Raw genomic sequence first — 25504 nt, 5'->3', positions numbered from 1 at the left:
TTGTTTTTTCCCACTGCCCAGGAGTTACCCATGAATCAATTCACTCAGCTTGTCCCGGCCGGCGTCAGCGCTCTGGACCTGGCATTGCTGCGCCAGACCATCGCCCTGTCGCAGGCGTCGAAACAACGTGGCCGGCACCCGTTTGCGGCGCTGGTGGCGGACCGCGACGGCAAGGTCATTGCCGAAGCGTGCAACAATTCGATGCCGCCGGAGGGTGATCCCACCCAGCATGCCGAACTGGTCGCGGTCGCTGCGGCGGCGAAGCGGTTGTCACCCACGGAGCTGGAAGCGTGCACGCTGTACACCAGCGCCGAACCTTGCTGCATGTGCGCGGGCGCGGTGTATTGGACCGGTGTCGGACGAGTGGTGTATGCGTTGTCGGAACATGCTTTGCTCGGGCTGACCGGCGATCATCCGGAGAACCCGACATTCTCGTTGCCGTGTCGCGAAGTGTTTGCCAGAGGGCAGCGCACGGTGAGCGTTTTCGGGCCAATGCTGGAGGCAGAGGCAGCTGAGCCGCATAAAGGGTTCTGGTCTTAGTTGTTATGGATCGTTCCCACGCTCCTGCGTGGGGACGCATCCGCTGACGCTCTGCATCACTTTTACTTCGCCGGGATGACATCCACACATTCCCCAGCGGAATGCCCCCCATGAAATCATTGGATTTTTCTTCTCCACGCTCACCGCGTAGCGTGTCGCAAAGACAAGGAGAATCGCCATGACCCAACCCGCCACTGACGCCGCCGGCAAATTCGACACCTCCCGCGCCAACGAATATGCCCGGCAAAGCCGCATTGCCCTGGCTGGCTACGATGCCTGTCACGACCTGTCGGCCTGCATGCTCGCCGCCAGCCTCGGGCAGTCGCGTCCGGCAAACGTGCTGGTGGTGGGCGCGGGGGGCACCGCGCAGGAAATCATCGCCATGGCCGCGCTGGAGCCGGAGTGGCGCTTCACTGCGGTCGATCCTTCCGGGCCGATGCTCGATGCTGCGATCGAACATCTGCGCGCCAATGATCTATTGCACAAAGTCCAGATACATCTCGGTCATGTCGAAGACTTGCCGGCCGACGCATCTTTCGACGCCGCCACCCTGATCGGTGTACTCCACCACCTGGGCGGTGACGAGGCCAAGCAACAAATACTGCGCTCCATTCAGGCCCGCCTCAAACCCGGCGCGCCATTGATCGTGGCCGGCAATCATTACGCTTACGCCAGTCAGCCGTTGCTGCTGCAAGCCTGGAGCCAGCGCTGGCGACAGCAGGGCGCAACCGCTGACGAGGTGCAGGCGAAACTCGGGAAGATTTTGCAGGGCGCTGATCCGCCGCACTCGGAGGCGGCGGTGCAGGCCTTGTTACATGGTGCCGGGTTCGGCGATGCAACACGGTTTTTCAGCAGTTTGTTCTGGAGCGCCTGGCTGACGTGCAAGCTCAGCCAGGCGACCCGACTTGCCTAAGCCTCCGTCCAGTCCAGAGCTGCCGTCTCGCGCCATTTCACGTCGGTGATCCCATAACGCTCGGCCTGGGGTTTGGAAACCACTTTCAACGGTGGTTTACCCGGTTTCGGAATCGGCGCAATACCGGCGTCACAGCTCGCCCAATGCCAAGCGTCGGCGTTGCGCATACTCTTGGCGCGGATGACGAATGATTTTGGCTGGTCGTGATGTTTGTATTCGATGACGAAAATATCGGTGCTACGCATGAGTTCCTCCTTACGCTCATACGTAAATGATTTTGTCCGACAAGAAAAATTCAAAGGATTTTCTGGCCGGATGATCAGCGTCACTCAGCGCTCTAAAACGCGGTTCTTCAAGAAGCCGCGCAAGTTCATCAGGAACAGGCAAAGCTGCAGAACGATCAGCGCGTAAGCCCCGGCATGGACGCCCCAGATCACCCACAGCAAATTGCTCAGGCTGAAACAAACGAAACCGCTCATGCGCCGTTGCGGTCGTTGCGAACCGATCAGCCACGCGGCCAGAACGGTGACCAGCATCGCCGGCCATTGCACCCAATCCAGATATGCCAACACCCTTTCCTCTGCACAGATTTGCTTGATGCAGAAAGGGTACACAGCAACCGAAGGATGGTCACCGATGAGCCTTGAACCTTGTCCCAACAAAAACCACTTGGATCACAAACCCAAGTGGTCGGAAGTATTCGGCGCTTTAATCAAGCCACCGGAATAGGATTTTCCAGCAGCGACAGGTTGAACTGCTCGATCAACCCGTGCTCGTTCGCGCCCTGGTTGGCTCGCAGCGGCAAGACTCGGTCAACCAGCACTTCGGTAGTGGCGGTTTCCAGCTTGATCAGGGTTTCCTCGATGAACTCGTCCAGCGGCATGGCACGCTCGTCGCCGCTCTTGTGAATCAGGTCGGTATCGACCCAAGGTGGCGCGATTTCCAGGACCTTGACGCTGGTGTCGCGCAGCATGAAACGCTGCGACAGCGAGTAGGAATGGATAGCCGCTTTGGTCGCCGAATACAGCGCCGTGGTCGCCAGCGGCAGGTAGGCCAGCACCGAGCTGTTGTTGATGATGTAGGCCTCGGGCTGGCGCTTGAGGTGTTCGACGAACGCCGCGCTGACGCGCACCGGGCCGAGCAGGTTCGTCTGCAACAGACCTACTGCCTGCTCATCGTCGTAGTCGCCGGAACCCGCGTTGTCGAAGGGCATGATCCCGGCGTTGTTGATGACTACGTTCAACGACGGATGGCGGCGGATGACTTCGGCGGCGACGTCCTTGATCTGCTGCGCATCGTTGATGTCCAGCTGTACGGTATCGATGCCCGGGTTGGCCTGGGCAATCTCTGCCAGCAGGGCTTGGCGACGACCAGCGATGATGACCTTGTTGCCGCGCTGATGCAGGGCCTCGGCCAAGGCGCGGCCGAGGCCGGAAGTGCCGCCGGTGATGAAGATCGTGTTGGCTTCAAGTTTCATGAGCTGCGTCCCGCGAGTGGATTGATTGGTATGCAAGCCATGATGGAGAAAACCTGAACCGACCTGAATGACGTATGTGGTAGTGTTTCAAGACATTCAACAAACGGAGCGCGACCATGCATCGAGTCGGCTATCTGCTCACGGAAGGTTTTCAGGTGATGGCGCTGGCGACCCAGTCGGTGTTCGAATTCGCCAACATCGTCACGGGCAAAGCCGTGTACAAAGTGCAGAACTTTTCCCAGACCGGCGGCATCGTCAGCTCGTCGCTGGGCCTGCACGTTGATACGTTGCCATTGACGACGGCCGGGCTGGCCGACAGTTGGATGGTCGCGGGAACGCTGACACCGTTGACGCCGCCCGATGCTGAGGTGCTGCACAGCGTGCGCGGGTTCACCGACGGCGCGCGCCGAGTGGCCGGTATCTGCACCGGCTCGTTCGTACTGGCGCAGGCGGGCGTGCTGGACAACCGCCGCGTGACCACGCACTGGGCGTTCGCCCCGGCCCTGCGCAGGATGCATCCCTCGGTGAACGTCGAGGACGACCGGATCTTTATTATCGACGGCCCGGTGTGGACGTCGGCGGGCATGACCGCTGGTGTTGACATGGCGTTGGGCATGGTTGAAAAAGATCTGGGCAGCGAAATTGCGCGCTCGGTGGCCCATCGGCTGGTGATGCATCAGCGCCGCTCGGGCGGGCAGTCGCAGCATTCGGAATTGCTGTCGCTGTCACCAAAATCCGATCGCATTCAGAGTGCACTGGATTACGCGCGCAAACATCTGAATCGTTCGCTGAGCGTCGAAGAACTGGCCGAAGTGGTGCACCTGAGTCCGCGGCAATTCACCCGCGTGTTCACCGCCGAAACCGGCCAGTCACCAGCCAAGGCGATAGAGAGCCTAAGGCTGGAAGCGGCGCGGTTGCTGATCGAGCAGAGCAGTCACAGTCTGGATGTAGTCGCCAGGGAAACCGGGTTTCGTGACCGCCGGCACATGCGCGAGGTGTTCATGCGCGGCTTTGGCGTGCCGCCGCAGGCGGTACGGCGGGATTCGCGGCGGATGGTATGACGCGACCAGGGTCTACGAAAAAATGTTGACCCCCATTCTGCCGATCAGGAATACGAGCAGGATCAGGAAAAAAACTCTGATGAAACTGCTTCCATACCGTAATGCCAAGAAGACACCGGTCAGTGCGCCGGCCATATTGCATAAAGCAACTATGCCGCCAATCGCCCACAAGACATTACCCGAGGGGATAAAAAATATGAGCGCAGCGCTGAACGTCCCCAGATTGACCAGTTTTGCAGAGGCTGATGCATTGAGGAAATCAAAGCCAAAGACTTTCACGAAGATAAACAGCAGCAGGCTGCCACTGCCCGGGCCGAAGACACCATCGTAGAAACCGATCAGGCTGCCAAAGAAAACTCCAAGGCAAATGTCTTTCGTTCCGAAGTGGCGGTCTTTGCCTGCCAAACCAAGTTTTTTTTCCATAAACGTGTAGATAGCCATGACTATCAATATGAAAAAGACGACGATCTCCATCAATCTTTTAGGGACAAGGGATACTGAGAGAGCTCCGAGAAAAGAAAATAAAAAAGCGGCGAGCATGGTCGGAAGCATTAAATTCCAGCGGATTTTTATGCGCTTCAGGTAACCCGATATTGATGAAATATTGCCTGCCAGAACGGCCAGTTTGTTGGTGCCGAAAATGGTGGCAAGGCTGTACTGGGGTAGGGCATGTAGAAGTGCCGGCACCTGTACCAGGCCTCCGCCACCGACCGCAGCGTCTATCAGGCCACCACAAAACGCGAAGAAACCCAATGCAAGAACAGCGTGTTCAACATCCATGCGATAGATCCCTGCGGAACGTCATTTGGCCGGAAGGTTCATGAGTCGCTCGTGGTTTGGTTTAAATATCGTCAAAACATGCCGATCATTCTCCAAGCTCACATTATGAGAGTTCATCGGCATGCTTCGTTAATCCATAGAGATCAACAGGTCATAATCCGATGCATGGCGGAGAATGCATTGCCGACTCTTTCATTGTAATTGAGCATGATGCCCTTCAGTCGCGCAGGCTTGAATTCCAGACCTACCGTCTGACCGTAAGCTTGCGCGGCCGCCAAGGCATGCAATCCGTGTTTGTTCTCAACTTCTCCGGAGTGCCCCATTACGTAGCCTTTGGCGTTACGCAGGTTTTGCGTGTTTGTCCTCAAGAACGGATTGGCCGCGAGGAGCTTTGCTTCAATATATTGAGCGATGAAATTGTATGCACGACCGTTCCACAGTTCAGATGAGATTGAAACCATCATCGCATCCATAATTGAAGATTTGTGTTCCTGCGAGTTTAGTGCCGTTTTATGCTTGGCGACCCCGGTGTTGTATAGGAAGTCCGCGAAGTCATTGCATTCTGCAATTCTGAATTGTTCTTCAACCCAGGCTGACGCACCAAAAGCTGCAGTCATGTAGTTGTACATTCCGTCATGGCCCTGATGTCCGAGACCGAAATCATCTTTCGCCACTTCATGCATATGCGCCATGACATTGTGGTAACCCTCACGTCTGTCGGCAGATACCGATATCGCATCCGCCGACAGGCGCATGATGATTTTTGCCGAGACAAGGCTGGTGGTTTTATGGGTTTCATTCCACCCATTGAAAAAGCTCAATACCGACGAATCTATTACTGGCTTTTCGAGGAACGCCCTGAATGCGCTTTCAGCCGCCAGTTGCGCGTCTTGCGTGATGGAATGATTGAGTACCTCAAGCATGGCGTCCTTTATCTCAGAAACGTTGCCGACGCAGGCCAGCAACGGTTGACGCCGTTGGTTTTCTTCTAAGGTACGTCCGGGAATTTTCAAGTTGCGTATGTGCTTGGGCAGGGCCTGGATAAATGTCTCGCCAAAATCTTGCATGGATTTATGTTCAAGCGGTTCCAAACGACTCTGTGGCGATGCTGAGCTCATGATGTGTCCTTCTCCCTAAAGACCTATGAAATGTTTGGTTTTAACGCACTTTCTTGCCTTGCAGCGGCGAAATTAGCCCGATTTGTTGACCTGCGACAAGTGACTTATACTGACCCAATCATTCATTTTTAATGAGCGTTTACATGGAGTTTTCGCAACTGGTCATGTTCAAGGCAGTAGCCGATCTGGGCAGTATCGTCCGTGCCTCGGAGCGATTGCACTGCGTGCCGTCCAACATCACCAACCGCCTCAAGCTTCTGGAACGTGAGCTTGGAGTTGACCTGTTTATTAGGAAAGGCAGAGGATTGATCATCAGTCCTTCAGGTCGGCTTTTTCTCGGCTACACCAACAAAATCCTGTCTTTGTGCGAAGAATCGCAACGAGCGCTTGATCCGCTGTCAGCTCCTTCGGGAGAACTCAGGATTGGTGCCATTGAGTCATCCGCTACCGGCCGGTTACCCAAGGTGCTATCCAGGTATCATCAACTTTATCCGGCTGTACAAATGCAATTCAGCACTGGCGATTGGTCACAATTATCCGCAGAAGTGGTCAACTACACGTTGGACGGGGCAATAATTGCCGTCAGGCCAGAACATCCGGACATCGAGAGTCTGGAGATCTATGAAGAGGATCTAGTAGTGATTGCCTCACCGTCCGCGGGGGTGATAAACCAGCCAGAGGACCTGCGCGGTGTGGATTTATTCATGTGGCCTGAAGGATGTCCCTATAGAAAGGCTTTGTTAACCTGGCTGGAGCGGTACAAAGTTTTCAACCCGATAACAAGCATAGCCAGTTATGGCACCATCCTTGGCTGCGTAAGTTCAGGCGCCGGGATATCGTTGGTGCCGAGAGGCATGTTTGAACAGTTTCGCCAGCTTGGCGGTATTCAAGGATTCTTCTTCAACGACTTAAAGCCTGTGCAGAATTATTTTATCTGGAACAGACACGTTGAATCTCATCGCGCAAAAGACAAGTTTGCCGATTTGCTCAAGGAAGAGTTCAAGGTTTGAGAAGTGGGCGGCAGTTGGCCCTATCCTGCAAAGTTCGCCTGCACTCGTCATTCAGCTCAAGGGACCGAGCGCTTACAGAGACCACTGATAGGCTCTCGCAACCACGGTCATTGGATTGAAATAAATGAATCTGGAAGCGCAACTGCGGGATCTGATTGCTGAAGATCCCGTCCGCATGCACATCTTGCGAATAGTCAGAGATCTCAACTTGCCGGACTGCTGGGTTGCCGCAGGTTTTGTGCGCAGCCTGGTTTGGGATCATCTGCATCAGCGCCAACCTTCGCCGTTGCCCGAGGACATTGATGTCGTATGGTTTGACACAGCATGTGCCAGTGCGCAAACAGACCTGGCCTTGGAGGTCGAGCTTGCAGCACTGTGCAGTGGCTTGAACTGGTCGGTGAAAAACCAGGCACGCATGCACCAGCGAAACGCCGATGCGCCTTATGGGGCGGCTGCGGATGCAATGACGTTCTGGCCGGAAACTGCTACGGCAGTAGGTGTCAGGCTTGATCGGCATGGTGCGATAGAGGTTTCGGCGCCGTTGGGGCTGGAGGATTTGTTTGCGCTGAAAGTGCGGCCAACCGCCCGATTTGAAAGTGATAAAAGCGCGGTGTTTCTGGAGCGCGTGCAGTCGAAGAGATGGCTCGAGATCTGGCCGAAGTTGACGCTCGTAACCCTGGGTTGATGCCACCCCGATTGATTGTTTAAACCGATAAGGAAATCTTCATGCATCCCGACCTTTCGTCGAGCGCTCGGGTTTTTGATTGAGGCTTTGAAGTACCAGGGACAACTAGCGGCACACGACCGAGGAGCAAAATGGAGATTGACCAGCTGCTTAAGAAGCGACAGTTGAATGTGCAGGAACAGAATGCTGTGACTGCCCATCGCCTGATGACAGCTGCAAAATTCTGGCGCAACGCCGGTCTTCCCGTCGCCTTGGTTGGTTATGGCGAAAGCCAGGGCATCGACTGGGCGGGCAGCGTGGTACTTGAACTGGAAGTCGATTTCCCCGGCATGCCACGGCTGTATGGCTTGATCCTGAATCAGGCAGAACGGTTCATAGCCTTCGAAATTGACACCGACAGTGGTCACCGATGTGTGAAAGCTGGCGAGCGATGGGAAGATGTAACTTCAATTCAGAACCATGCAGTTTCCCAGCGCGGCACTGGTAAAGGTTTCGCTGTAATTGCTCTTCAGGTCAGACGGGAAATTTCAGGATCATGACAGGCAAGGATCGCCGGTAACCTCAGCACAATCCCCTTGTAGGAGTGAGCCTGCTCGCGATGACGGCAGCACATTCACAGCCACATAAACAGAAAACCCTCAGCCCGTTTAAACAGTAACTCCAGCCTTAAGCAAACGGCTACAACGCCTTGCGTCATTCCCTACGACTACGCCAGAATCCGCCGGCTTGTGCGTCTAGGTCGCGGGTCCTATCGTCTGTCGGTCGCTGAAAAACAGTGATCGGGTTTGGTAGCCCGCCATAACTAGTCGCATCGCGCACCGTTCGCAGACCTGCTTCAGGTCGCTGCTCAATGGTGGCCATGCGCAGGACACCTTCGGGTGTGCCGGTTCCTAGTTACCGGTCTACCAACCCGCGTATGGCCGCCACCTTCGTTTGGTAGCGAATGTGAAGGCTCCTTTTAGCTAACTAGGAGTTCCACCATGTTCAAAGTCACACCCAATCCCCCAACCACCGACCCCGCATCGCCCTACGAATCCAGCGCCTCGAAAAAGCTTCACGAAGCCGCCGAACGCGCCCTCGATCACTACCTCGGCTCCGCCGAAATCCTGGCCAGCACCAACACTCCGGAACAGATGTTCCTCGCCAACCCGAAATACGACACCGAATCCCTGCTGGCCAACGCCAGCGAATCCCTCGGCTCGGCCACCACCATGCTCTACGACTTCGCCGCGCTGCTCGACAACCCGCGCCGCAAAACCCTGCTGGGCATCGCCCAGGTCGTCATGCTCGGCGAAATCGCGGTAAATCAGGCTTTGGATAAAGTCGAAATAGCCAAATGACCGCAATGCGACGAGCGCAAAACCTCGTCGCAATCCCCGGGCGCGCCATGGCTGGCACGCGGCCACGGCTTGCACCACCCGGTGTCCACTGTCACCCTTCGGGCCGTTCTTCAAGGATCAGAACAAGGAATCAAGGATTGAGTGGCTACGTTCCAAACCCGCCGAAAAACTACCGCTACGAACAAGCCAAACCCGTCGACATACACGCCCAGCATTGGGCCGAGTATGAGAAATACGGGAAAGAGCCCGCGCGCGAGCCTGAGAAAATAGGCATTGCGTTGAGGATCGGGGTTTTCTTTGATGGCACTGGCAACAATGCGAACAACTCTGCTGCGGGGTTGTTGTGCGGTGCTCAGCATCCGATTGCGCCGGAAGATATACCAGCTAGCTGCATGCCTTATATGAGTGATCCGGATAGTAGTTATGGCGCCGGGCCTACGAATATAAAAAAATTGTTTTCTCTGTATAAAAAGACCCAGAAAGCCGAAGGTGATGGCTTTCTTAAGTACGTCTCAAGCCCAATATATGTCGAAGGTATAGGCACTGAAAGCAATCAGATGGATAGCGCTGTAGGTGCTGGAACGGGGCGAGGTGAGACTGGTGTTACGAGTCGCGTACAAGCGTCCTTCACGCAGATAAAACAAGCTATCGAAGAGGCACTGCAAGAGAACCCCGACAGTGAAATTGCGTCCCTGACGTTCGATACATTTGGCTTCAGTCGTGGGGCTGCTGCTGCACGGCACTTCGCAAATGAAGTGGTGCGGGGTAAGCAAGGAGCTTTAGGAGATCTCCTAAACCGGAACGCCGCAGATTTCAGTCGCACCTTTGATAATAAATACGGAAACGGCATCAAAATGGGATTTATCGGGCTCTTTGACACGGTGCCCTCAATTGCCGGCTTCACCAATCTTGGCCGGGTGAAAAGTCCTATAGCTCCCGGTGTGAGGCTTTACCTGGACCGTCAATACTTCACGGATGTCGTACATCTCGTAGCGCGTGATGAGTGTCGCGCTAATTTTGCGCTCAGCCGAGTGAAGCCCGCGCACCCTGAGTACACTCTTCCCGGGGTTCATTCGGATATTGGCGGCAGCTATCTTGATGAAGTAGAGGAACGCGTGCTTGTCAGTCCGATGCAAACTCTCGATGTACCTCGGTACGTAGACGTTTCAACGACGTCGATTTATCACGACGCCGCGCGCGTAAAAAGCGAGTGGCTTGCTAAAGGATGGCCTGCGCATCTGCTGGATATTGTCACCCCGGCTTCCTTCAAAATTCCGCAGGAGCATCAAGACAGGCTTTCACCGGGGCAGAAGCGCGTATATGCCGCTCTACAATTGAAACGTCCGGTGAGTGGAAAACTTTCGAGAGTTTATTTAAGAGTCATGTATCAGCTGGCAAAAGAAAAGGGTGTTCAATTCATTGATATACCGGACGATGACGAATACTCCGTGCCGGCAGAGCTGCAGCCTCTTTGTGACCGATTTCTCACCGGAAACTACAGAACAACTGCAGAAGAAGAGGCTTTGCTCAAGCTGAAGTACATTCATACCTCTGCAAACTGGAATCATCCCCTTGGAAGAAGAGACGGGAGCGGTATTGATGCTGTTTACATCAACGCCCCGACGGACGACGCGATCCGTGTACAACATCCTCACGTAGCTGATTGGAAGCTCTGGTAATGAAGTCTGTAATCGCTCTGCTTGTCGCCTTATTGTTAATGGGCTGCCAGAAAGGAGGTTTCGAAAGTGGAGAAAATGACCCCAAGTCTCCTTGGTGGCAAATAGGATTCGTTGAGCCGAATTACATGAAGATCTGGGTTGAGGACAGCTCGGTGCTGGATATCAATAACAGAATGTTTTTCAGAGTCGGTGGAAAATCCGCTCCCGGAGGCGAACCAGAAGATGGGACGGAGTCTGCCCGTGGTTGGGGAACAGTCGGTGGTTCTGGAGTTTTGGTTACCGGTGCTGACCTTCCTCGAATGATTTTTGTCCGTTGGCAGTCGATATCGGAGCAGAAAACCTATAAAGGCTTCATAGAGATTCCAGAAGAAGCGAGGCAACTGATGGTGCAGTCCACACATCAGCGGTGCCCGAAGACTCCCGAAAGAACCGCACGTTACTCCGCAACGCTGCTTGTGGGGCTCGCCCCGGGGGGAGTGCTTCAAGCGTGGGTCAGGGACTCCTGCCACCGCCCGATAAAAGTCTCCCATGCTCAAGGCGAACTCGAACCTCTCGGCCCGGAGCAGGGCAAGCATGGCGGGCGCTATGCCTATCCCGTGAGTGAGAAAGCCAAGCGTTACATTGATAAGTTCGGCATCCCGTACGGTAGTTGGTAAATGACGTGGATGGAGCGCCGTCCACTTTTCAACTGCTAGACCGTTTCACTTCTTTGAGTTGAATTAGGGGCGGCGTCTTGAGAATAGGAAAGGCCGACCGTTTCGATGATGTCGACTACGACGCAGGCTATGAGTATCGAGGGTTCGATTACCTGATTCTGGATGGTGTCGATCAGTTTCTCGTCAGAACTTACGATGACCAACCCGGTAGCGCGACAGTTGTACGCCCTGCCATGGCCAAAAGCACCAGACTCAGAACGCTGGCGGAATTCTTACGAACGGAGCTGGAGGTAACTGCGATTTATCTCTACAAGGGTGAAATAGGAAGCTATGCCCAGGTAGACCTCAGAGCCTGCAATTCCGCTGATTCGGTATCGAGCCGGGGGCCATAAGCAGGACTCGCCAACCAAGAGTCCCGCCACCACACCCCCTCAAACCTCAGCCTTCACCCCAACCTTCACCGGCGCTTTGCGATACGTCAGCAACACAATCCCGCTCACCACAATCACTCCGCCCACGATCTGTCCTCTGCTGAGCATCTGATCCAGCACAATCCAGCCCATCAACAACGTCGCCAATGGCTCAATGTTCATCACCGGGGCGTTGCGTGGCATGTCCAGCCTGGGCACGGAAATGAACAACACAATGAAGCCGGTCCCATAGAGCACGACAAGCGTGGCAAGGGCCAGCCAGCCGGTTGAGGTGGCGGGGAGGTTGAGTCCGCCGGGGAGGGCGCCGGTCAGGCCGGCCAGGTTGACGCTGCTGAAGACGATGAAGATGGTCAGCAGGCTGCGCACCGAGCCGCGCACTTGCGACAGCTTGTGATCAGTGATCCACAGCGCGCAGGCGAATACGCTGGCGGCGCAGAAGGCGAGTGCAACGCCCAGTAGCCATTCCGGACCGACGCTGGCGCTGTCTGACAGACGTCCGGGGACGTCCAGTACGAACACCAATCCCACGAGGATCAAGCCCATCAACATCGCGGTGCGCGCGCTTGGTCGTGGGCCGCCCAGCGCCCAGGTCAGCAAGGCCAGCAGGATCGGAAACACGTTGGCCACCAGCAGCGCCAAAGCGACCGGGACCCGCGCGACAGCGGAGTACAGACACAGGCTCTGCGCAGTAATCAGCAGGCCCAACAACAGTTGCCAACGCCACGCGCCCGTCGGCAGGCGCAGGCTTTGCCGCTGCCACAGGACGAGAATGGCCAGCACCAGCAAGGTCCCGCCCGAGCGCATCAGAATTGCCAGCAACACGCCCGCGCCATCATCAAAAGCGACCCGTGCCGCGACGTGGTTGCCGGCGAACGCACAGCCCATGCACAACAGAATGATCACGGCGAGATAACGAGGGAAGGGCGGGGGGACGGTTGGCGCAAACTCAGGACGGGACATGGCAGATCTCAAAAATGATAGCCACTCGGGGTGGCTCAGTTTTTTATTATGTTGTCGTACAACTTCCCGATTTGTACCGTAATCGAGCAGGCGCGGCAAGCTCGAAAGGCTTGAATAAACGCTTGGGCGTGATGGTGGTTGAGTTTTAGAGGTCGTATAACTTGCCTTCTAAGCCCGAGCATCGAGAAGAGCGGCCCAACCATCCTCCCGAGCCTGACCGACCAGAAAATCCACAAACGCCCGGGTTTTGGCCGGTAACAGTTTCTGGCTGGAAAAGTACAAATAAATCTGCCCCGCATCGACATGCCAGTCCGGCAAAACCCGCTCCAGCGTACCGTCCTGCAGATAAGGCAAAACATCCGGAACTGCCAACAGCGCAACCCCCAACCCCAGTCGGGCGCACTGACACAGCGCTTGCGGATCGTTGACCAACAGGCGCGGCGCCAACTCCAGCGGTGCCCGTTGCCCGTCGGGGCCTTGCAGCATCCAGCTGCGCACCTTGCCGGTCTGCACCGAGCGCATGGCCAGATGATCCAGCGTCGCCAGCTCTTCGATGTGCCGGATGCGCTTGTGTGCCGAGAGGTATTCCTTCGATGCCACCAGAATCAGATGCGCCGGGGCGATGGCTCTGGCGACCACACCTTGCGCGAGTTCGATGCCGCCGCCGATAGCCGCATCAAATCCATCCGCGATGAGATCGACCTGGCGATTGTCGACGTGCCATTCAGGGGTCACGGCGGGGTATTGCTTGAGAAACTCGGGCATTAGCGGCAGCAGAAAATCCCTGGCGAAACCGGGTGCTGCGCTCAGACGCAAAAGCCCTGAAGGCTCTCCGGCATTGCCGGCCACGTCGGCGATCGCCGCCTGAACGCTTTCCAGTCCCGAACCGACGTTGGCCAGAAAGCGTTCTCCCGCTTCGGTCAGCGTGAGTTTGCGCGTGCTGCGCTGAAACAAGCGTACGCCGAGGTTGGCCTCCAGTTGCGCGACATTGCGACTGACCGCCGCGGGAGTCAGGCCCAGGCGCCGCGCGGCGGCAGAGAAGCTTCCCGCCTCGGCGCTGCGCACGAATGAGAGCAAATTGCCTAAGGTTTCCATCTGCGCACCTTCAACGAATGATTGAAAGTGATTCTAGTGGGCTTCCACTACTGGTGGAAGATCAAAAGGCGTCTCATAGCCTCATCAACTCCAACCACCCAGAGGCTTGACCATGAACACTTCCACGCTTCCACTGACCGGCAAAATCGCCATCGTTACCGGTGGCTCACGCAGCATCGGCGCAGCAATCGCCAAGCGGCTCGCGGCAGATGGCGCCAACGTCGCTATCACCTACAACGCATCGCCAGATCGCGCCGCAGCGGTCGTGCAGGAAATCGTCGCGGCGGGCGGCCAGGCTGTGGCGCTGGCGGCCGATGCGGGCAATCCCGAGGCTGTACGTGCAGCGATTGCCGAGGTTGCACAGCGTTTTGGCAAGATCGACATTCTGGTGAACAACGCTGGTATCAGCCTGCTCGGTGCCCCCGAGGACATCGCCTTTGAGGACTTTCAACGCATCCTTGCGGTGAACGTGACCGGCGTCTTCGTCGCCACTCAGCAAGCGCTCAAACACATGGGGCAGGGCGGTCGCATCATTCACATCGGCAGCTCGATGGTGCAATACGCTGCGTTCGCTACCGCCTCCGTCTACACCCTGAGCAAAGGTGCGCTGACCGGTTTCAGTCGTGGACTGGTGCGCGATCTTGGGCCGCGCGGCATCACTGTGAACACCGTCCATCCTGGCCCGACCGACAGCGACATGAACCCGGCCGACGGGCCTATTGCGGACTTCCTACGCCCGAACATCGCCATGGGGCGGTACGGCGAGGGCAAGGATGTTGCCAGCGCGGTGGCGTACCTGGCCAGTGCGGACGCCGGGTTTGTCACCGGCGCAGAATTAATCGTCGACGGCGGCTTCACAGCGTAAGGAGAGCATCATGACTATCAGCATCATTGGTACAGGCTCCATCGGCACCGCCATCGCTCGGTTGCTCGTCAACGCAGGCCTGCCGGTCAGTCTGGCCAACAGCCGTGGGCCGCAGAGCCTTGCCGGTTTGGTCGACGAATTGGGTCCACTCGCGCAAGCGGTGACCGCTCGGCAAGCCAGTCAGGCGGACATTGTTTTTCTGGCGGTGAACTGGTCGAAGATCCCCGACGCGGTACGCGATCTCGGGCCTTGGGATGGACGTATCGTGATCGACGCCAACAACCCGATCGAGGCGCCACTGTTCAAACCGTTCGATCTGGGCGGCCAGCCGTCTTCGCAAGTGGTGGCGCAGATGCTGCCCGGTGCGCACGTGGTCAAGGCCTTCAACCATTTGCTCGCGGCTCTGCTGAGCGATCCCTCCGCCGAGGGCGGCAAGCGGGTGCTGTTTTATTCCGGTGAAGATGCCGCGAGCAAAACCAAAGTTGCAGAGCTGATTACTCAACTGGGTTTTTACGGCATCGACCTGGGCGGTGTGCAGCAGGGAATGCTTGCGCAGTTTCCGGGCGGACCGCTGCCAGCCTTGAACCTGGTCAAACATGGTTGACCGCTGAGCCCGGGCAACCGGGCTTCACATACCAATCGAGGATTCAAAAATGTCTGGCTCAGATTCGCGAAATATCAATGAGGTGGAAAACTACGACGCCTTGCTGCGGGCCAACCTGCAGCGCGTGTTCAACGAGCGCGATGCACAGAAGCGCATTGCGGCGGTGCATGAGCTTTTTGCAGGCACACCGACGATGTACGAACCGACTGGCATCGTCACCGGGCGGGCGGCGATTTCAGAGGTGGCCGGTGCGTTGCTGGATCAGTTCGGGGCGGACTTCGCTTTTGTTCCCGAGGGGCCGGCGGTTGGGCATCATGGCCTGGGTTACCTGCGCTGGCATGCGGGCCCGAGCGCTGGGTCAACTGTTGTCAGCGGTGTCGACGTGGCGGAAATCAGCGAAGGGAAAATCGTGCGGTTGTGGGTATTGCTGGACCCGGCTTGAAGTTCAAACGCAGCTGGCAGACGCTCTCGTATTGGAAGTCCCTCAGGCGTGTCACGCACAAGCGCATATACTCGCTGAGGCGCTTTCGCTGCGAACTCCCAAAGAGACCTGTCAGGGCAGACGATGATCGACAGAACGGACCCCCCAAATGAATCGGCCAGCGACGAGACGCTGGGTGCCACGCAGCCCGTAACTGCGCTGAATTTGCGTTGGCTGATTCTCTCCCTGGTACTGCTGTCTGTTCTGGCGACGTTGGGCAACAGCCTTGTCACAGCCTACCGCGTGCAGCGCGATGCCTTGGTTGATCATGCGCTGCAATCGAACAGTGCTTATGCAGCTAAGGTCGCCTCGAGCCTCGCTGAATTCATTCATTCAGCACAGAACCATCTGCGTTACAGCGCCAGTGAATTGGGCAAGGCCTGGGGTGACCCCAGCGTCATGCGCGCCGAAGCGCTGCGCCTGCAAAAACAGGATGCCGATTTCAACTCGATTGCCATAATCGATAGCACTGCCAAGGTGCTGGAGGCGTATCCGGATACTCTTCAAATCAACGGCTCAACGCTGCGTTCGGATGCCATTCTCAAAGCCATCGATGCGAAGCGGCCCTTCATCAGCTCCGCGTATACGTCTGCCGCCGGCAATCTCGTCGTATTTATCTCCGAACCCGTTTACGACTCTGCTGAGCGTTACGTGGGCATCATCGGCGGCTCGGTTTATCTGCGCGAAGACAACGCGCTGCACACCCTGATCAGCCGCCATTTTCACCACGAAGGCACCTTTGCTTTTGTAGCGGATCAGGATCGCCAACTGCTTTTTCACCCTGAGGCGGCGCGCATTGGCGACACCCTGGGCTGGAGCAAAACCGTCGATGCGGCGTTGCGTGGCGAGAGCGGCTCGATGAGCGTGCGTAATTACAAAGGCGTACCCATGCTCGCGGGGTACGCTCAGGTGCCGGGCGCTGGCTGGGCGGTGGTCGCGCAGCAGCCGCGCGAAGTGAGTCTGGCGCCGCTGAACACCTTGATGCGCGATGTGCTGCTGGGAATGCTGCCCGCCGCCCTGATCGGCTTCGTACTGATCTGGTTCGGCACCTTGCTGATCTGTCGCCCGCTCAACCAGCTGTCGCGTATTGCCCGGCAGTTGTCAGCGCCCCAGGCCAGCGAGCAACTTCGCCACGTCAAGGCCTGGTATCACGAGGCGTTTTCCATTCGCCAGGCGATGCTTGCCGGCGTGCAGTTGTTGCAAGCGAAGCTGGGCCACCTTAACCAGCAGGTGCTGACCGACCCCATGACCGGACTGGCCAATCGCAGAGCCATGGATCAGGAGTTGCGCCGCCTTGAGCGCACCGGGCAGACATATTCGGTGTTATCGCTGGACATCGACCATTTCAAAAGGGTTAACGACACCTTTGGCCACGACAAGGGCGACCTGGCTATCAAACAGGTCGCGCATACGCTGCAAACTTATTCCCGCGTCGGCGACCTGGCGTGCCGAGCCGGGGGAGAGGAGTTCTTGCTGATTTTGCCGCAAACCGGTGTCGAGTCAGCCAGTGCCATCGCTGAGCGGATACGTCAGGCCATTGCGACCAGTGATATTCCGACCGTGGGGCGCATTACCGCTTCGATCGGCGTGGCAACGTGTGAACACTTGCCGACTACTGCGGAAATCGTCCTCAAGAAAGCCGATGAATGCCTCTACCGCGCCAAACAGGGTGGACGCAATCGAGTGGAATCGTACTTGTCGATGGCCTCGAGCGATTCCGAATGAGGCTACAAATTGATGCATGTCACGGGGCTTTCAACTAATCGGCAGAGTTGTTGATTCTGCCTCGATTCCACGCTAAAAGCAGCGGTAGGTGCCGCGCAAACGGCGCGTCCAGCACTCGCGAAGACGCGTCACGGGCCAAATCATTCGGGCGGTGAAATGAAGCGTTCCAAGATCATGCGGCGGGGAATATTGCTGACGGCCCTTGCGGTGATCGTCCCGTTGGGCATGACCCTAGCGGCTGGATGGATGCTGTCGATCTACGCGGCTCATGACCGCCTGCAAACGCTCGCCGCGATTGCCAACGATCGCGCCAGTCAGACATTTGCGCAGGCCTCCCAGGCACTGAAAAGCATTGCTGTCACTGACCTCGAACCCTGCTCGCCACAGGGCATCGAGCAGATGCGCATGATTGCCATCAATACGTTTTCGGTCGAGACGGTCGGCTACGAAGAAGATGTATTTGCCTGCACGTCATGGGGCGCCACGCCGCCGCGGTCGAAGCAATGGGCGGAGGATTTCGTCACCGACGACGGGGTGAAGGTGTCCATCGATGCGCAGGATGACAACGAGCTGATCAAACCGATGCTGGCGTTGCAGTTTGCTGCGTTCAACGTGCTGGTCGACCCGGAACAATTTCGCGAAGTCGTACTGGATGAAGGCGTGAGGCTGGCCGTCGGCACACGTCAGGGCCGCTTGCTCGGCCCGGCGGACCCGAACATGGCGAGTTTCCTAGCCTTGGTGCATGAGGGGCCTACGCATGGCCTCAAGGACGGCTTTCTCTACACACTGGTGGCCCAGGGCAACTTCACCGTAATTGCCGCAATCCCGCGACAGGAACTGCTGCGCAGCCTCGGGCAGCACGTGCTTTATCTGCTGCCGATCGGTCTTGTCATCAGCGTAGGCCTGGTCATTGCGAGCCTGCGCTGGTGGCGTCGCAAGCTGTCCCCGCTGGCGGCACTGGAGCGCGCGGTGCAGCGACAGGAGTTCGTGGTTCATTATCAGCCGATCATCGAAATTGAGACCCGGCGCTGCATCGGCGCCGAAGCCTTGATCCGCTGGCGCAAACCCAACGGCACGCTGGTCTACCCGGACGTGTTCATCCCGCTGGCCGAATCCAGTGGCTTGATCGAAGCGATCACTGACCAAGTGGTTCACCGCGTATTCGCAGACCTTGGCGCCATGCTCGCCAGTGATCGTTCACTGCACGTAGCGTTAAATCTGGCCGCAGCCGACGTCAGCTCCGGGCGACTGATCCCTGCTTTGTTGAATGAAAGCCGTCGCCTCGACGTGCAACCCGCGCAGATATGGCTTGAGGTGACAGAGCGCAGCCTCGTCGATCTAACGTCAGCGAAAATAACGCTGGAGCGCGCGCGAAGCGCCGGGTTTATTGTCGCGCTGGATGACTTCGGCACCGGCTATTCGAGTCTGCAATACCTGCAGCAATTACCGCTGGACGTGCTCAAGATCGACCGATCCTTTGTTGAGCAGATCAGCGAAGCAGAGGGGAAGACCTTACTGGTCACTCACGTAATCCAGATGGGCCACGCGCTACGGCTGACACTTGTCGCTGAGGGTGTCGAGACCCCGGCACAGCTGGACTTCCTGGGCGCCAACCAGGTGCGCTATGCACAGGGATGGCTGTTTGCGAAAGCCATGGAGTGCGCACAGTTCCAACAGCCCTATCTGGACGGTCGGCCTTGCACCGACGCGCGCATTCTTCAGGACCCGATTGTTTCCTGAAAGAAACGAGTCAAAAAACCACATTGACATATCGAAAAATCTCGATATCCTCGGCGCATGGAACTGATCGAAATCTTCAAAGCCCTCTCGAACCCGACGCGCCTCAAGATCCTTGAAGGCCTGAAGGATCCCGTCAAGAACTTCCCCCCGCAGGATGAGGGTGACGTTCTCGTCGAGGGTGTCTGCGTCAGCAGCATCCAGGAAGGTATCGGCTTGTCGCAGTCGACGGTGTCGAGTTACCTGGCCACGTTGCAGCGGGTGGGGCTGGTGGAAGTGCGACGCATCGGTCAATGGACCTACTACAAACGCAATGAGGCTGCTATCAGCGCGCTTGCAGAGGTCATAGGGAAAGAACTGTAAATTTTTTTACTTTAGGATATCGAGAATTCTCGATATCCCTCTTTATCGATACGAGGTTTTGCCATGAAAGCGATGATTTTGAAATCCTTCGGCGGTCCTGATTCGTTCGAACTCAGCGACGTTCCAAAACCGGTTCCGCAAGCGGGTCAAGTGCTGGTCCGAGTGCACGCTACTTCCATCAATCCGCTGGATTATCAGGTTCGGCGCGGTGACTATCCCGATCTGGTGCCGCTGCCAGCCATTACCGGTCACGACGTGTCGGGCGTGGTTGAAGCCATCGGGCCGGGCGTCAGCGCTTTCGCGCCGGGCGACGAGGTCTGGTACACCCCGCAGATATTCGACGGGCAGGGCAGTTATGCCGAGTACCACGTCGCAGCCGACAGCATCATCGCCAGAAAGCCTGCCGCGCTGAGCCACCTTGAGGCGGCCAGTCTGAGTCTGGTCGGCGGTACGGTTTGGGAAGCGCTGACCGTGCGCGCCGTGCTCCGCGTTGGCGAAAGCATTCTGATCCACGGCGGCGCGGGCGGGGTCGGCCATGTGGCGATTCAGGTGGCCAAAGCCATGGGCGCCAGAGTGTTCACCACCGTGCGCGAGGCCAACGCCGAGTTTGTCCGCAGCCTGGGCGCTGATGTGGTGATCGATTACACCCAAGAGGACTACGTCGAAGCGATCATGCGCGATACCGCCGGGCATGGCGTTGATGTGGTGTTCGACACCATCGGCGGCGATACCCTGTCTCGCAGTGCCGACGCGCTCGCCCAGCTTGGCCGCGTCGTCTCGATCGTCGACATCGCGCAGCCACAAAACCTCGTTCAGGCCTGGGGCAAGAACGCCAGCTACCACTTCGTTTTCACCCGGCAGAATCGCGGCAAGCTCGATGAATTGAGCGCGTTGGTCGAGCGCGGCCAGTTGCGGCCCCACGTTGGCGCGGTCTATTCCCTTGCCGACATCCCGCTCGCCCATGCCCGACTGGAGAGCGCCAACAACGGTCTGCTGGGAAAAATCGCCATCGCCGTCGAGCCTTCACTCATCGTCTGAATCCGCTCACTGATTTTGGAGAAACATCATGGTTTACGAGATCGCTGTGCTGCCCGTTCATCCGCAACAGACTGAAGCCTTCCGACGCGCATTTGCCGAAGTCGAACCGTTGCTCACCCGCGCCAAAGGTTACGGCGGCCACTTGCTTGCGCAAGGTATTGAAACCCCCGAGCAGTTCAATCTTATCGTGCGCTGGCAATCGCTTGAGGATCACTCGCCGGGCTTTGAGGACAGTGAAGACCACCAGCGGTTCATGCTGGGGCTGGAGGATTATTTTTCCGCAGAGCCGAGCGTGTATCACATTGAGGGTGGTGCTTATCCGGGTGGCGATTTTGGCGTACCGGACAACGGTGCCAGCGTAGGCATCTGAGGGAGTATGTGGCTGTTCGTCACACGCGGCTGTGACTGGTCTAGCACTGCTTGTGATGAATTGCCACTTTAATTCCTCTTTGGCCTGTTCATGGGGCAGGGGTGGCAGGCAAAATGCGCCGTTTTCCATATGTCTCGTACTGCTGCTCATCCAAGGAAGGCCACTTGAAAGTCACTCCCCACGCTTCCCTGCGCCCTGATATCTGGCCAGCCGTTGTTTTATTGGTGCTGGCAAGCCTGATCACGACCGGCTGCACGCGCTCCCATACTCCAAAACCGGTAGAGCGCGATCCTTGTCTGGATGCCGGTCCAGCGCATACAACGGCCTACAACAAATGCATGAGCGAGCGGGAAGAGCGCCAAGCTGAAGCGCTCAGAATACTGCTCAGTGATGATCCTGCTGACAATCCGCAACGGCAAGTGGCCGTGCCAGGCGACAGCGATTTCCAACCGTCTGATTTTCCTGACGACCCGATGCCAGCGAGTTTTCGCATGCCTTCCGACCTCAATCTCAAGGATATCCAGGCGTTTCCGTACAAGGCTCGCATCAGCTGGAAATACGTGTCGGATCGCTTCCTGCCGAGTTCAAAGGAATCCGCGCGGATGATGCAGGTGGACCGCCTGATAAAGGCGGCCGTAACGGCGGATGGGGTCGCGAAGTGGGGGTGCACGGTCACCGGCGGAAAGCGTCAGGTGTGGGTTTTCTACACCCTGGACGACGCGGCCTTTGTCAGCCGTGTGCAGGCAGCTCTGGCGCAGACCGGGCCTTATCCGATTGAATTCAGCAGCCGTAAACAGGCAGATGTCAGTGCTGAGGTGCAGAATGCCGAGCAAACTCGATTGACACCCAAGCGATGCCTGGAGTGAAACAACCCTCGCTGCATAAGCTTCTGAAACGGATTTCTCGCCATGCTTGAACGAAACAAACTGGTTCCTGAACTGATGGTCACCGAGCTGTCGAAGAGCTTGGCATTCTGGGTGAACAGTCTGGGCTTTGAAGTGGCCTATCAGCGCCTCGAAGACGGTTTCGCTTACCTGGATCTGAACGGCGCGCAGGTGATGCTGGAGCAGTTCGACCCGCAGGCTGGCCAGTGGCTCACCGCGCCCCTGAGCACACCTTTTGGGCGAGGCATCAACCTGCAAATAGATGTAGTCGCGGTCGCGGCTGTCCTCGAAAGACTCGAACAAGCCGGTTTTCCTCTCTTTCGCAACTGCCGCGATACTTGGTATCGGGCAGATACTGTCGAAACAGGGCAGCGGGAATTCATTGTGCAGGACCCGGACGGTTATCTCGTCAGGCTGGTTGAGCGATTAGGTGAGCGGCCGGTCCGGGCCGCGGAGTAGGTAAGCCCCGCGACACTTCAGCCCCTCGATTTTCCTCCAACGTTAGCCCAGCGCTTTGGTGGTAGGCTGCATAACGTCAGCCGTACCTTCTGTACTCCTGAATTGCCCTTTCCGAAATCTGCGCCGGCTCAGCTGCTGGCGTTGATGGATTTCCCTGCGGACTACAGCCATGCGCCTGCCAGATTTCATTCTCGAAAACCTAGAGCCGATCCTGCAGGCCTGGGAAGATTTCGCCCGCACCATCGAGACGCCGGGGGTGGAGCTCGATAACGTCGCGCTGCGCGATCACGCCGAGCAGATGTTGCGCGCCATCGTCATCGATCTGCGGACCAAGCAGACCATGAGCGAACAAATCGCCAAAGCCCAGGGCCAAGCGCCGCGCGACGATGAAGAAACAGCTGCGGAAACCCACGCGGTGACGCGGCTGATGGCCGGCTTCACCATCGATCAGATGGTGTCGGAATACCGCGCGCTGCGCACCAGTGTGCTGAGCCAGTGGCTGCGTCAGGTCAAGGATGGCAAATCAGTGAATGTTGACGACATGACGCGTTTTCACGAAGCCATCGACCAGGCGCTGGCCGAGTCGATTGCCAGCTACTCCCGTGCCGTTGAGGCTTCGCGAAACGTGTTTCTGGGGATTCTCGGCCATGACTTGCGCACGCCGCTGGGGGCGATTCTGCTCGGTGCGGATATGTTGCGTCGTACCGAAGCCACCGACCCGCGCACCAGCAAAGTGGCCAGGCAGATCTACGCCAGCGTGCAGCGCGCCAGCCAGATCGTGGGCGACCTGCTGGATCTGACGCGCTGCCAGATGGGGCCGGGGATTCCGGTGAAAAAATCCCTGATCGATCTCAGCCCTGTGTGCGAGCGGGTGATCGAGGAAATCCGCGCCTTTCATCCGCAGGCCAACGTGCGTTTCGATGCGACGGAAGCGGTGATGGGAGCGTTCGATGGCGCCAGGATGGAACAGGTCTTTTCCAACATCATCAGCAATGCGGTGACCCACGGCGATAATCAGTTTCCGGTTACGGTTGCACTGGAAGCTCGGGAGGATTGCGCGGTGTTCACGGTGCACAACGGCGGGGAGCCGATTCCGGAAGACGTGTTGCCGTTCATCTTCAACCCGATGGGGCGCTTCTCGCAGCGCTCCGTAGTTGATCACGGGCCCGTCGCTGGCCTCGGGCTGGGCCTGTTTATCGCCTCGGAAATCGTCGCCTCGCATGCCGGCTCAATCGAAGTCAGCTCTGACCTGAAGGGCGGAACCGTGTTTCGCGTAAAGCTTCCGATTGATGCCGAAAGCCCCGTCACCATATAGGCCAATCGCTGGAGGGCCGGCCCCGGCCCTCCAGCCTGATCACTCCTCCATCACCTCAACCAAACCGCGATCCTCACCCAGGAACCCGCCACTCTGGTGCTGCCACAGCCGCGCATAGGTGCCGTTCTTCTCCAGCAATTGCGCGTGGGTGCCTTGTTCGATGATGCGGCCTTCGTCCATGACGATCAGCCGGTCCATGGCCGCAATGGTCGACAAGCGGTGGGCGATGGCGATCACGGTTTTGCCCTGCATCATTTCATCGAGGCTTTCCTGGATCGCGACTTCAACCTCGGAATCCAGTGCGCTGGTGGCTTCGTCGAGCAACAGGATCGGTGCGTTCTTCAGCATCACCCGGGCGATGGCGATGCGTTGGCGCTGGCCGCCCGAAAGCTTGATGCCGCGTTCGCCGACCAGCGTGTCGTAACCGCTGTGGCCCTGCTTGTCGCTCAACTGGCTGATAAAACCATCGGCCTGAGCGTTCACTGCCGCGCGATGGATGTCTTCGTCGGTGGCGTCCGGGCGACCGTAGGCAATGTTGTCGCGGATCGAACGGTGCAATAGCGAGGTGTCCTGGGTGACCATGCCGATCATGCTACGCAGACTGTCCTGAGTCACCTCGGCGATGTTCTGCCCATCGATGCGGATCTCGCCGCGATCAACGTCATAGAAGCGCAGCAGCAGGTTGATCAGCGTCGACTTGCCCGCACCGGAGCGGCCGACCAGGCCGATTTTTTCGCCGGGGCGAATATGCAGGGTCAAGCCGTCGAGCACCTGGCGTTCGCCGTTGTAGTTGAAGCTGACATTGTCGAAAACCACTTCGCCGCCGGCAGGCTCCAGCACTTTGGCATCCGGTGCGTCCTGGACTTTCGGGCCGCTGGTCAGGGTGGCCATCCCGTCCTGGACGGTGCCGATGTTTTCGAACAGCGAAGTCATCTGCCACATGATCCAGTGCGACATGCCATTGATGCGCAGCGCCATGGCGGTGATCGCCGCGACGGCGCCGGTGCCGACTTCGCCCTGATGCCACAGCCACAGCGCGTAACCGCCGGCGCCGAGAATCAACGCCACCACCAGCGCCTGATTGACGATTTCGAACTGACTGACCAGCCGCATCTGGCGAAATCCGGTGAGCTTGAAATCTTCCATCGCTGCACGGGCAAAGTGCGCTTCACGCTTGGAGTGCGAGAACAGTTTGACCGTGGTGATGTTGGTGTAGGCGTCGGCAATCCGCCCGGTCATCGACGAGCGTGCATCGGCCTGTTCCTGGCCGACCTTGCCCAGACGCGGGACGAAATACACCATCGCCAGCCCGAACAAAACGATCCACGCCAGAAACGGCAGCATCAGCTTCAGCGCAAAGCCACCGGCCAGCGCGATGATCGCAATGAAGTACACGCCGATGCCGGGGAGGATTTCGATCAGGGTGAACAGCACCTCGCGCACCGACAGCGCAGTCTGCATGACCTTGGTCGTGACCCGGCCGGAGAACTCGTCGGAGAAGAACGACAGACTTTGCCGCAGCATCAACCGGTGAAAGTCCCAGCGCAGGCGCAGCGGCAGATTGATCGCAAGGATCTGGTGCTGAACCATCGTGCGTAGCGCCACCAGCCCGATGCTGACCACTAGCACAATGCCGATGCCCCACAACACGCGGCTTTCCTCATCACCCGCGGCGCCGCCGGATTGCCAGGTCGAGAGCAGATCCACCACTTGCCCGAGGAAAGAAAACAGCCACGCCTCGTAGATCGACACGCTGGCGCTGAGCAGGGCGAAGGCCAGGATGTAACCGCGCGCCCCCCGGGTGCAGGCCCACAAGAAGCGCATCAGACCGACTGGCGGTGGCGGCGCCTCGTCGGGCGGGAAGGGGTCGAGCCTTTCTTCAAACAGGCGAAGCATTGCGGTCTCCGAAGTGATCAGG

28 protein-coding genes are annotated in these 25504 nt (G+C 57.8%); 20 read left to right on the top strand and 8 right to left on the bottom strand.

What is annotated here, in order from left to right; all coding sequences use genetic code 11:
* Positions 1-30: 30 nt before the first annotated feature.
* Both AB4N47_RS12690 and AB4N47_RS12685 read left to right on the top strand, forming a co-directional pair.
* Positions 31-540, top strand: coding sequence for a nucleoside deaminase (locus tag AB4N47_RS12690; RefSeq protein ID WP_341637816.1), 510 nt, complete (start codon positions 31-33; stop codon positions 538-540).
* Positions 541-718: 178 nt separating this feature from the next.
* Positions 719-1453 carry a class I SAM-dependent methyltransferase gene (locus AB4N47_RS12685; RefSeq protein ID WP_341637815.1) on the top strand — a complete coding sequence of 245 codons (735 nt, stop codon included), beginning with the start codon at positions 719-721 and terminating at the stop codon, positions 1451-1453.
* On the opposite strand, the gene AB4N47_RS12680 is transcribed toward AB4N47_RS12685, so the two are convergent.
* From AB4N47_RS12680 to AB4N47_RS12670, 3 genes are all read right to left on the bottom strand, one after another.
* Entirely contained in the window at positions 1450-1698 is a 249-nt protein-coding gene (locus AB4N47_RS12680) for a DUF6555 family protein (RefSeq protein ID WP_016774267.1), read from the bottom strand. The two genes, AB4N47_RS12685 and AB4N47_RS12680, sit on opposite strands and share 4 nt — an antisense overlap.
* An 84-nt stretch (positions 1699-1782) precedes the next feature.
* Entirely contained in the window at positions 1783-1989 is a 207-nt protein-coding gene (locus AB4N47_RS12675; RefSeq protein ID WP_422394761.1) for a hypothetical protein, read from the bottom strand.
* A gap of 176 nt (positions 1990-2165) precedes the next feature.
* On the bottom strand, positions 2166-2930 hold the full coding sequence (locus AB4N47_RS12670; protein ID WP_460154561.1) for an SDR family oxidoreductase: 765 nt from the start codon (positions 2928-2930) through the stop codon (positions 2166-2168).
* Positions 2931-3046: 116 nt separating this feature from the next.
* Here AB4N47_RS12670 and AB4N47_RS12665 point away from each other — a divergent pair, with 116 nt between their 5' ends.
* Positions 3047-3991, top strand: a complete 945-nt coding sequence (locus tag AB4N47_RS12665) for a GlxA family transcriptional regulator (protein WP_341637813.1) — start codon at positions 3047-3049, stop codon at positions 3989-3991.
* A 12-nt stretch (positions 3992-4003) separates the two neighbouring features.
* Here AB4N47_RS12665 and AB4N47_RS12660 read toward each other — a convergent pair whose 3' ends face one another.
* Complete coding sequence (locus AB4N47_RS12660; protein ID WP_056784810.1) at positions 4004-4771, bottom strand: sulfite exporter TauE/SafE family protein; 768 nt, start codon at positions 4769-4771, stop codon at positions 4004-4006.
* A gap of 143 nt (positions 4772-4914) precedes the next feature.
* A complete protein-coding gene (locus tag AB4N47_RS12655; RefSeq protein WP_341637812.1) occupies positions 4915-5889 on the bottom strand; it encodes a hypothetical protein in 975 nt (324 codons plus the stop codon).
* A 143-nt stretch (positions 5890-6032) separates the two neighbouring features.
* On the opposite strand from AB4N47_RS12655, the gene AB4N47_RS12650 reads away from it, so the two are divergent.
* The 6 genes from AB4N47_RS12650 (at position 6033) to AB4N47_RS12625 (ending at position 11259) form a co-directional block, all read left to right on the top strand.
* Complete coding sequence (locus AB4N47_RS12650) at positions 6033-6899, top strand: LysR family transcriptional regulator (protein WP_341637811.1); 867 nt, start codon at positions 6033-6035, stop codon at positions 6897-6899.
* A gap of 124 nt (positions 6900-7023) precedes the next feature.
* Positions 7024-7584 carry a nucleotidyltransferase family protein gene (locus tag AB4N47_RS12645; RefSeq protein WP_341637810.1) on the top strand — a complete coding sequence of 187 codons (561 nt, stop codon included), beginning with the start codon at positions 7024-7026 and terminating at the stop codon, positions 7582-7584.
* A gap of 131 nt (positions 7585-7715) precedes the next feature.
* The gene (locus AB4N47_RS12640; RefSeq protein WP_341637809.1) at positions 7716-8123 is read left to right on the top strand and encodes a hypothetical protein; all 408 of its coding nucleotides are present in this window, start codon (positions 7716-7718) and stop codon (positions 8121-8123) included.
* 441 nt (positions 8124-8564) lie between these two features.
* A complete protein-coding gene (locus AB4N47_RS12635; protein ID WP_341637808.1) occupies positions 8565-8924 on the top strand; it encodes a DUF6124 family protein in 360 nt (119 codons plus the stop codon).
* 137 nt (positions 8925-9061) lie between these two features.
* Positions 9062-10603: a T6SS phospholipase effector Tle1-like catalytic domain-containing protein gene (locus AB4N47_RS12630; protein WP_341637807.1), complete on the top strand. Its 1542-nt coding sequence runs from the start codon at positions 9062-9064 to the stop codon at positions 10601-10603.
* Positions 10603-11259, top strand: a complete 657-nt coding sequence (locus AB4N47_RS12625) for a DUF2931 family protein (RefSeq protein ID WP_041480571.1) — start codon at positions 10603-10605, stop codon at positions 11257-11259. The genes AB4N47_RS12630 and AB4N47_RS12625 overlap by 1 nt, the downstream gene beginning before the upstream one ends.
* Positions 11260-11690: 431 nt before the next feature.
* Here the strand turns inward: AB4N47_RS12625 and AB4N47_RS12620 are convergent, their stop codons facing one another.
* Both AB4N47_RS12620 and AB4N47_RS12615 read right to left on the bottom strand, forming a co-directional pair.
* The gene (locus tag AB4N47_RS12620; RefSeq protein ID WP_016774285.1) at positions 11691-12650 is read right to left on the bottom strand and encodes an EamA family transporter; all 960 of its coding nucleotides are present in this window, start codon (positions 12648-12650) and stop codon (positions 11691-11693) included.
* Between the two features lie 168 nt (positions 12651-12818).
* Complete coding sequence (locus AB4N47_RS12615) at positions 12819-13745, bottom strand: LysR family transcriptional regulator (protein WP_258606037.1); 927 nt, start codon at positions 13743-13745, stop codon at positions 12819-12821.
* A gap of 112 nt (positions 13746-13857) precedes the next feature.
* On the opposite strand from AB4N47_RS12615, the gene AB4N47_RS12610 reads away from it, so the two are divergent.
* From AB4N47_RS12610 to AB4N47_RS12560, 11 genes are all read left to right on the top strand, one after another.
* A complete protein-coding gene (locus AB4N47_RS12610; protein ID WP_130910843.1) occupies positions 13858-14610 on the top strand; it encodes a 3-oxoacyl-ACP reductase family protein in 753 nt (250 codons plus the stop codon).
* Positions 14611-14617: 7 nt separating this feature from the next.
* Complete coding sequence (locus tag AB4N47_RS12605; protein ID WP_341638020.1) at positions 14618-15214, top strand: NADPH-dependent F420 reductase; 597 nt, start codon at positions 14618-14620, stop codon at positions 15212-15214.
* Positions 15215-15263: 49 nt separating this feature from the next.
* On the top strand, positions 15264-15656 hold the full coding sequence (locus AB4N47_RS12600) for a nuclear transport factor 2 family protein (protein ID WP_110599097.1): 393 nt from the start codon (positions 15264-15266) through the stop codon (positions 15654-15656).
* Positions 15657-15779: 123 nt separating this feature from the next.
* Entirely contained in the window at positions 15780-17420 is a 1641-nt protein-coding gene (locus tag AB4N47_RS12595; protein WP_122506957.1) for a sensor domain-containing diguanylate cyclase, read from the top strand.
* Between the two features lie 156 nt (positions 17421-17576).
* Positions 17577-19160, top strand: coding sequence for an EAL domain-containing protein (locus tag AB4N47_RS12590; protein ID WP_341637806.1), 1584 nt, complete (start codon positions 17577-17579; stop codon positions 19158-19160).
* A 57-nt stretch (positions 19161-19217) separates the two neighbouring features.
* Positions 19218-19520 (top strand): ArsR/SmtB family transcription factor, encoded by a 303-nt coding sequence (locus tag AB4N47_RS12585; protein WP_071171906.1) that lies wholly within the window; start codon positions 19218-19220, stop codon positions 19518-19520.
* A gap of 63 nt (positions 19521-19583) precedes the next feature.
* Complete coding sequence (locus AB4N47_RS12580) at positions 19584-20558, top strand: zinc-dependent alcohol dehydrogenase family protein (RefSeq protein WP_341637805.1); 975 nt, start codon at positions 19584-19586, stop codon at positions 20556-20558.
* 28 nt (positions 20559-20586) lie between these two features.
* A complete protein-coding gene (locus tag AB4N47_RS12575; protein WP_341637804.1) occupies positions 20587-20928 on the top strand; it encodes an antibiotic biosynthesis monooxygenase family protein in 342 nt (113 codons plus the stop codon).
* A 164-nt stretch (positions 20929-21092) separates the two neighbouring features.
* Positions 21093-21794 (top strand): DUF695 domain-containing protein, encoded by a 702-nt coding sequence (locus AB4N47_RS12570; protein ID WP_341637803.1) that lies wholly within the window; start codon positions 21093-21095, stop codon positions 21792-21794.
* Positions 21795-21836: 42 nt separating this feature from the next.
* Positions 21837-22271, top strand: a complete 435-nt coding sequence (locus AB4N47_RS12565; RefSeq protein ID WP_460154560.1) for a bleomycin resistance protein — start codon at positions 21837-21839, stop codon at positions 22269-22271.
* A 169-nt stretch (positions 22272-22440) separates the two neighbouring features.
* Entirely contained in the window at positions 22441-23586 is a 1146-nt protein-coding gene (locus tag AB4N47_RS12560) for a sensor histidine kinase (protein ID WP_341637802.1), read from the top strand.
* Between the two features lie 39 nt (positions 23587-23625).
* Here AB4N47_RS12560 and AB4N47_RS12555 read toward each other — a convergent pair whose 3' ends face one another.
* Positions 23626-25482: an ABC transporter ATP-binding protein gene (locus tag AB4N47_RS12555; protein WP_341637801.1), complete on the bottom strand. Its 1857-nt coding sequence runs from the start codon at positions 25480-25482 to the stop codon at positions 23626-23628.
* Between the last annotated feature and the right edge of the window lie 22 nt (positions 25483-25504).

It is taken from the genome of Pseudomonas sp. S3_G06 (assembly GCF_054667565.1).
The sequence above is the reverse complement of the archived record's forward strand: the minus strand, read 5'-3'. Positions and strand labels throughout refer to the sequence as shown.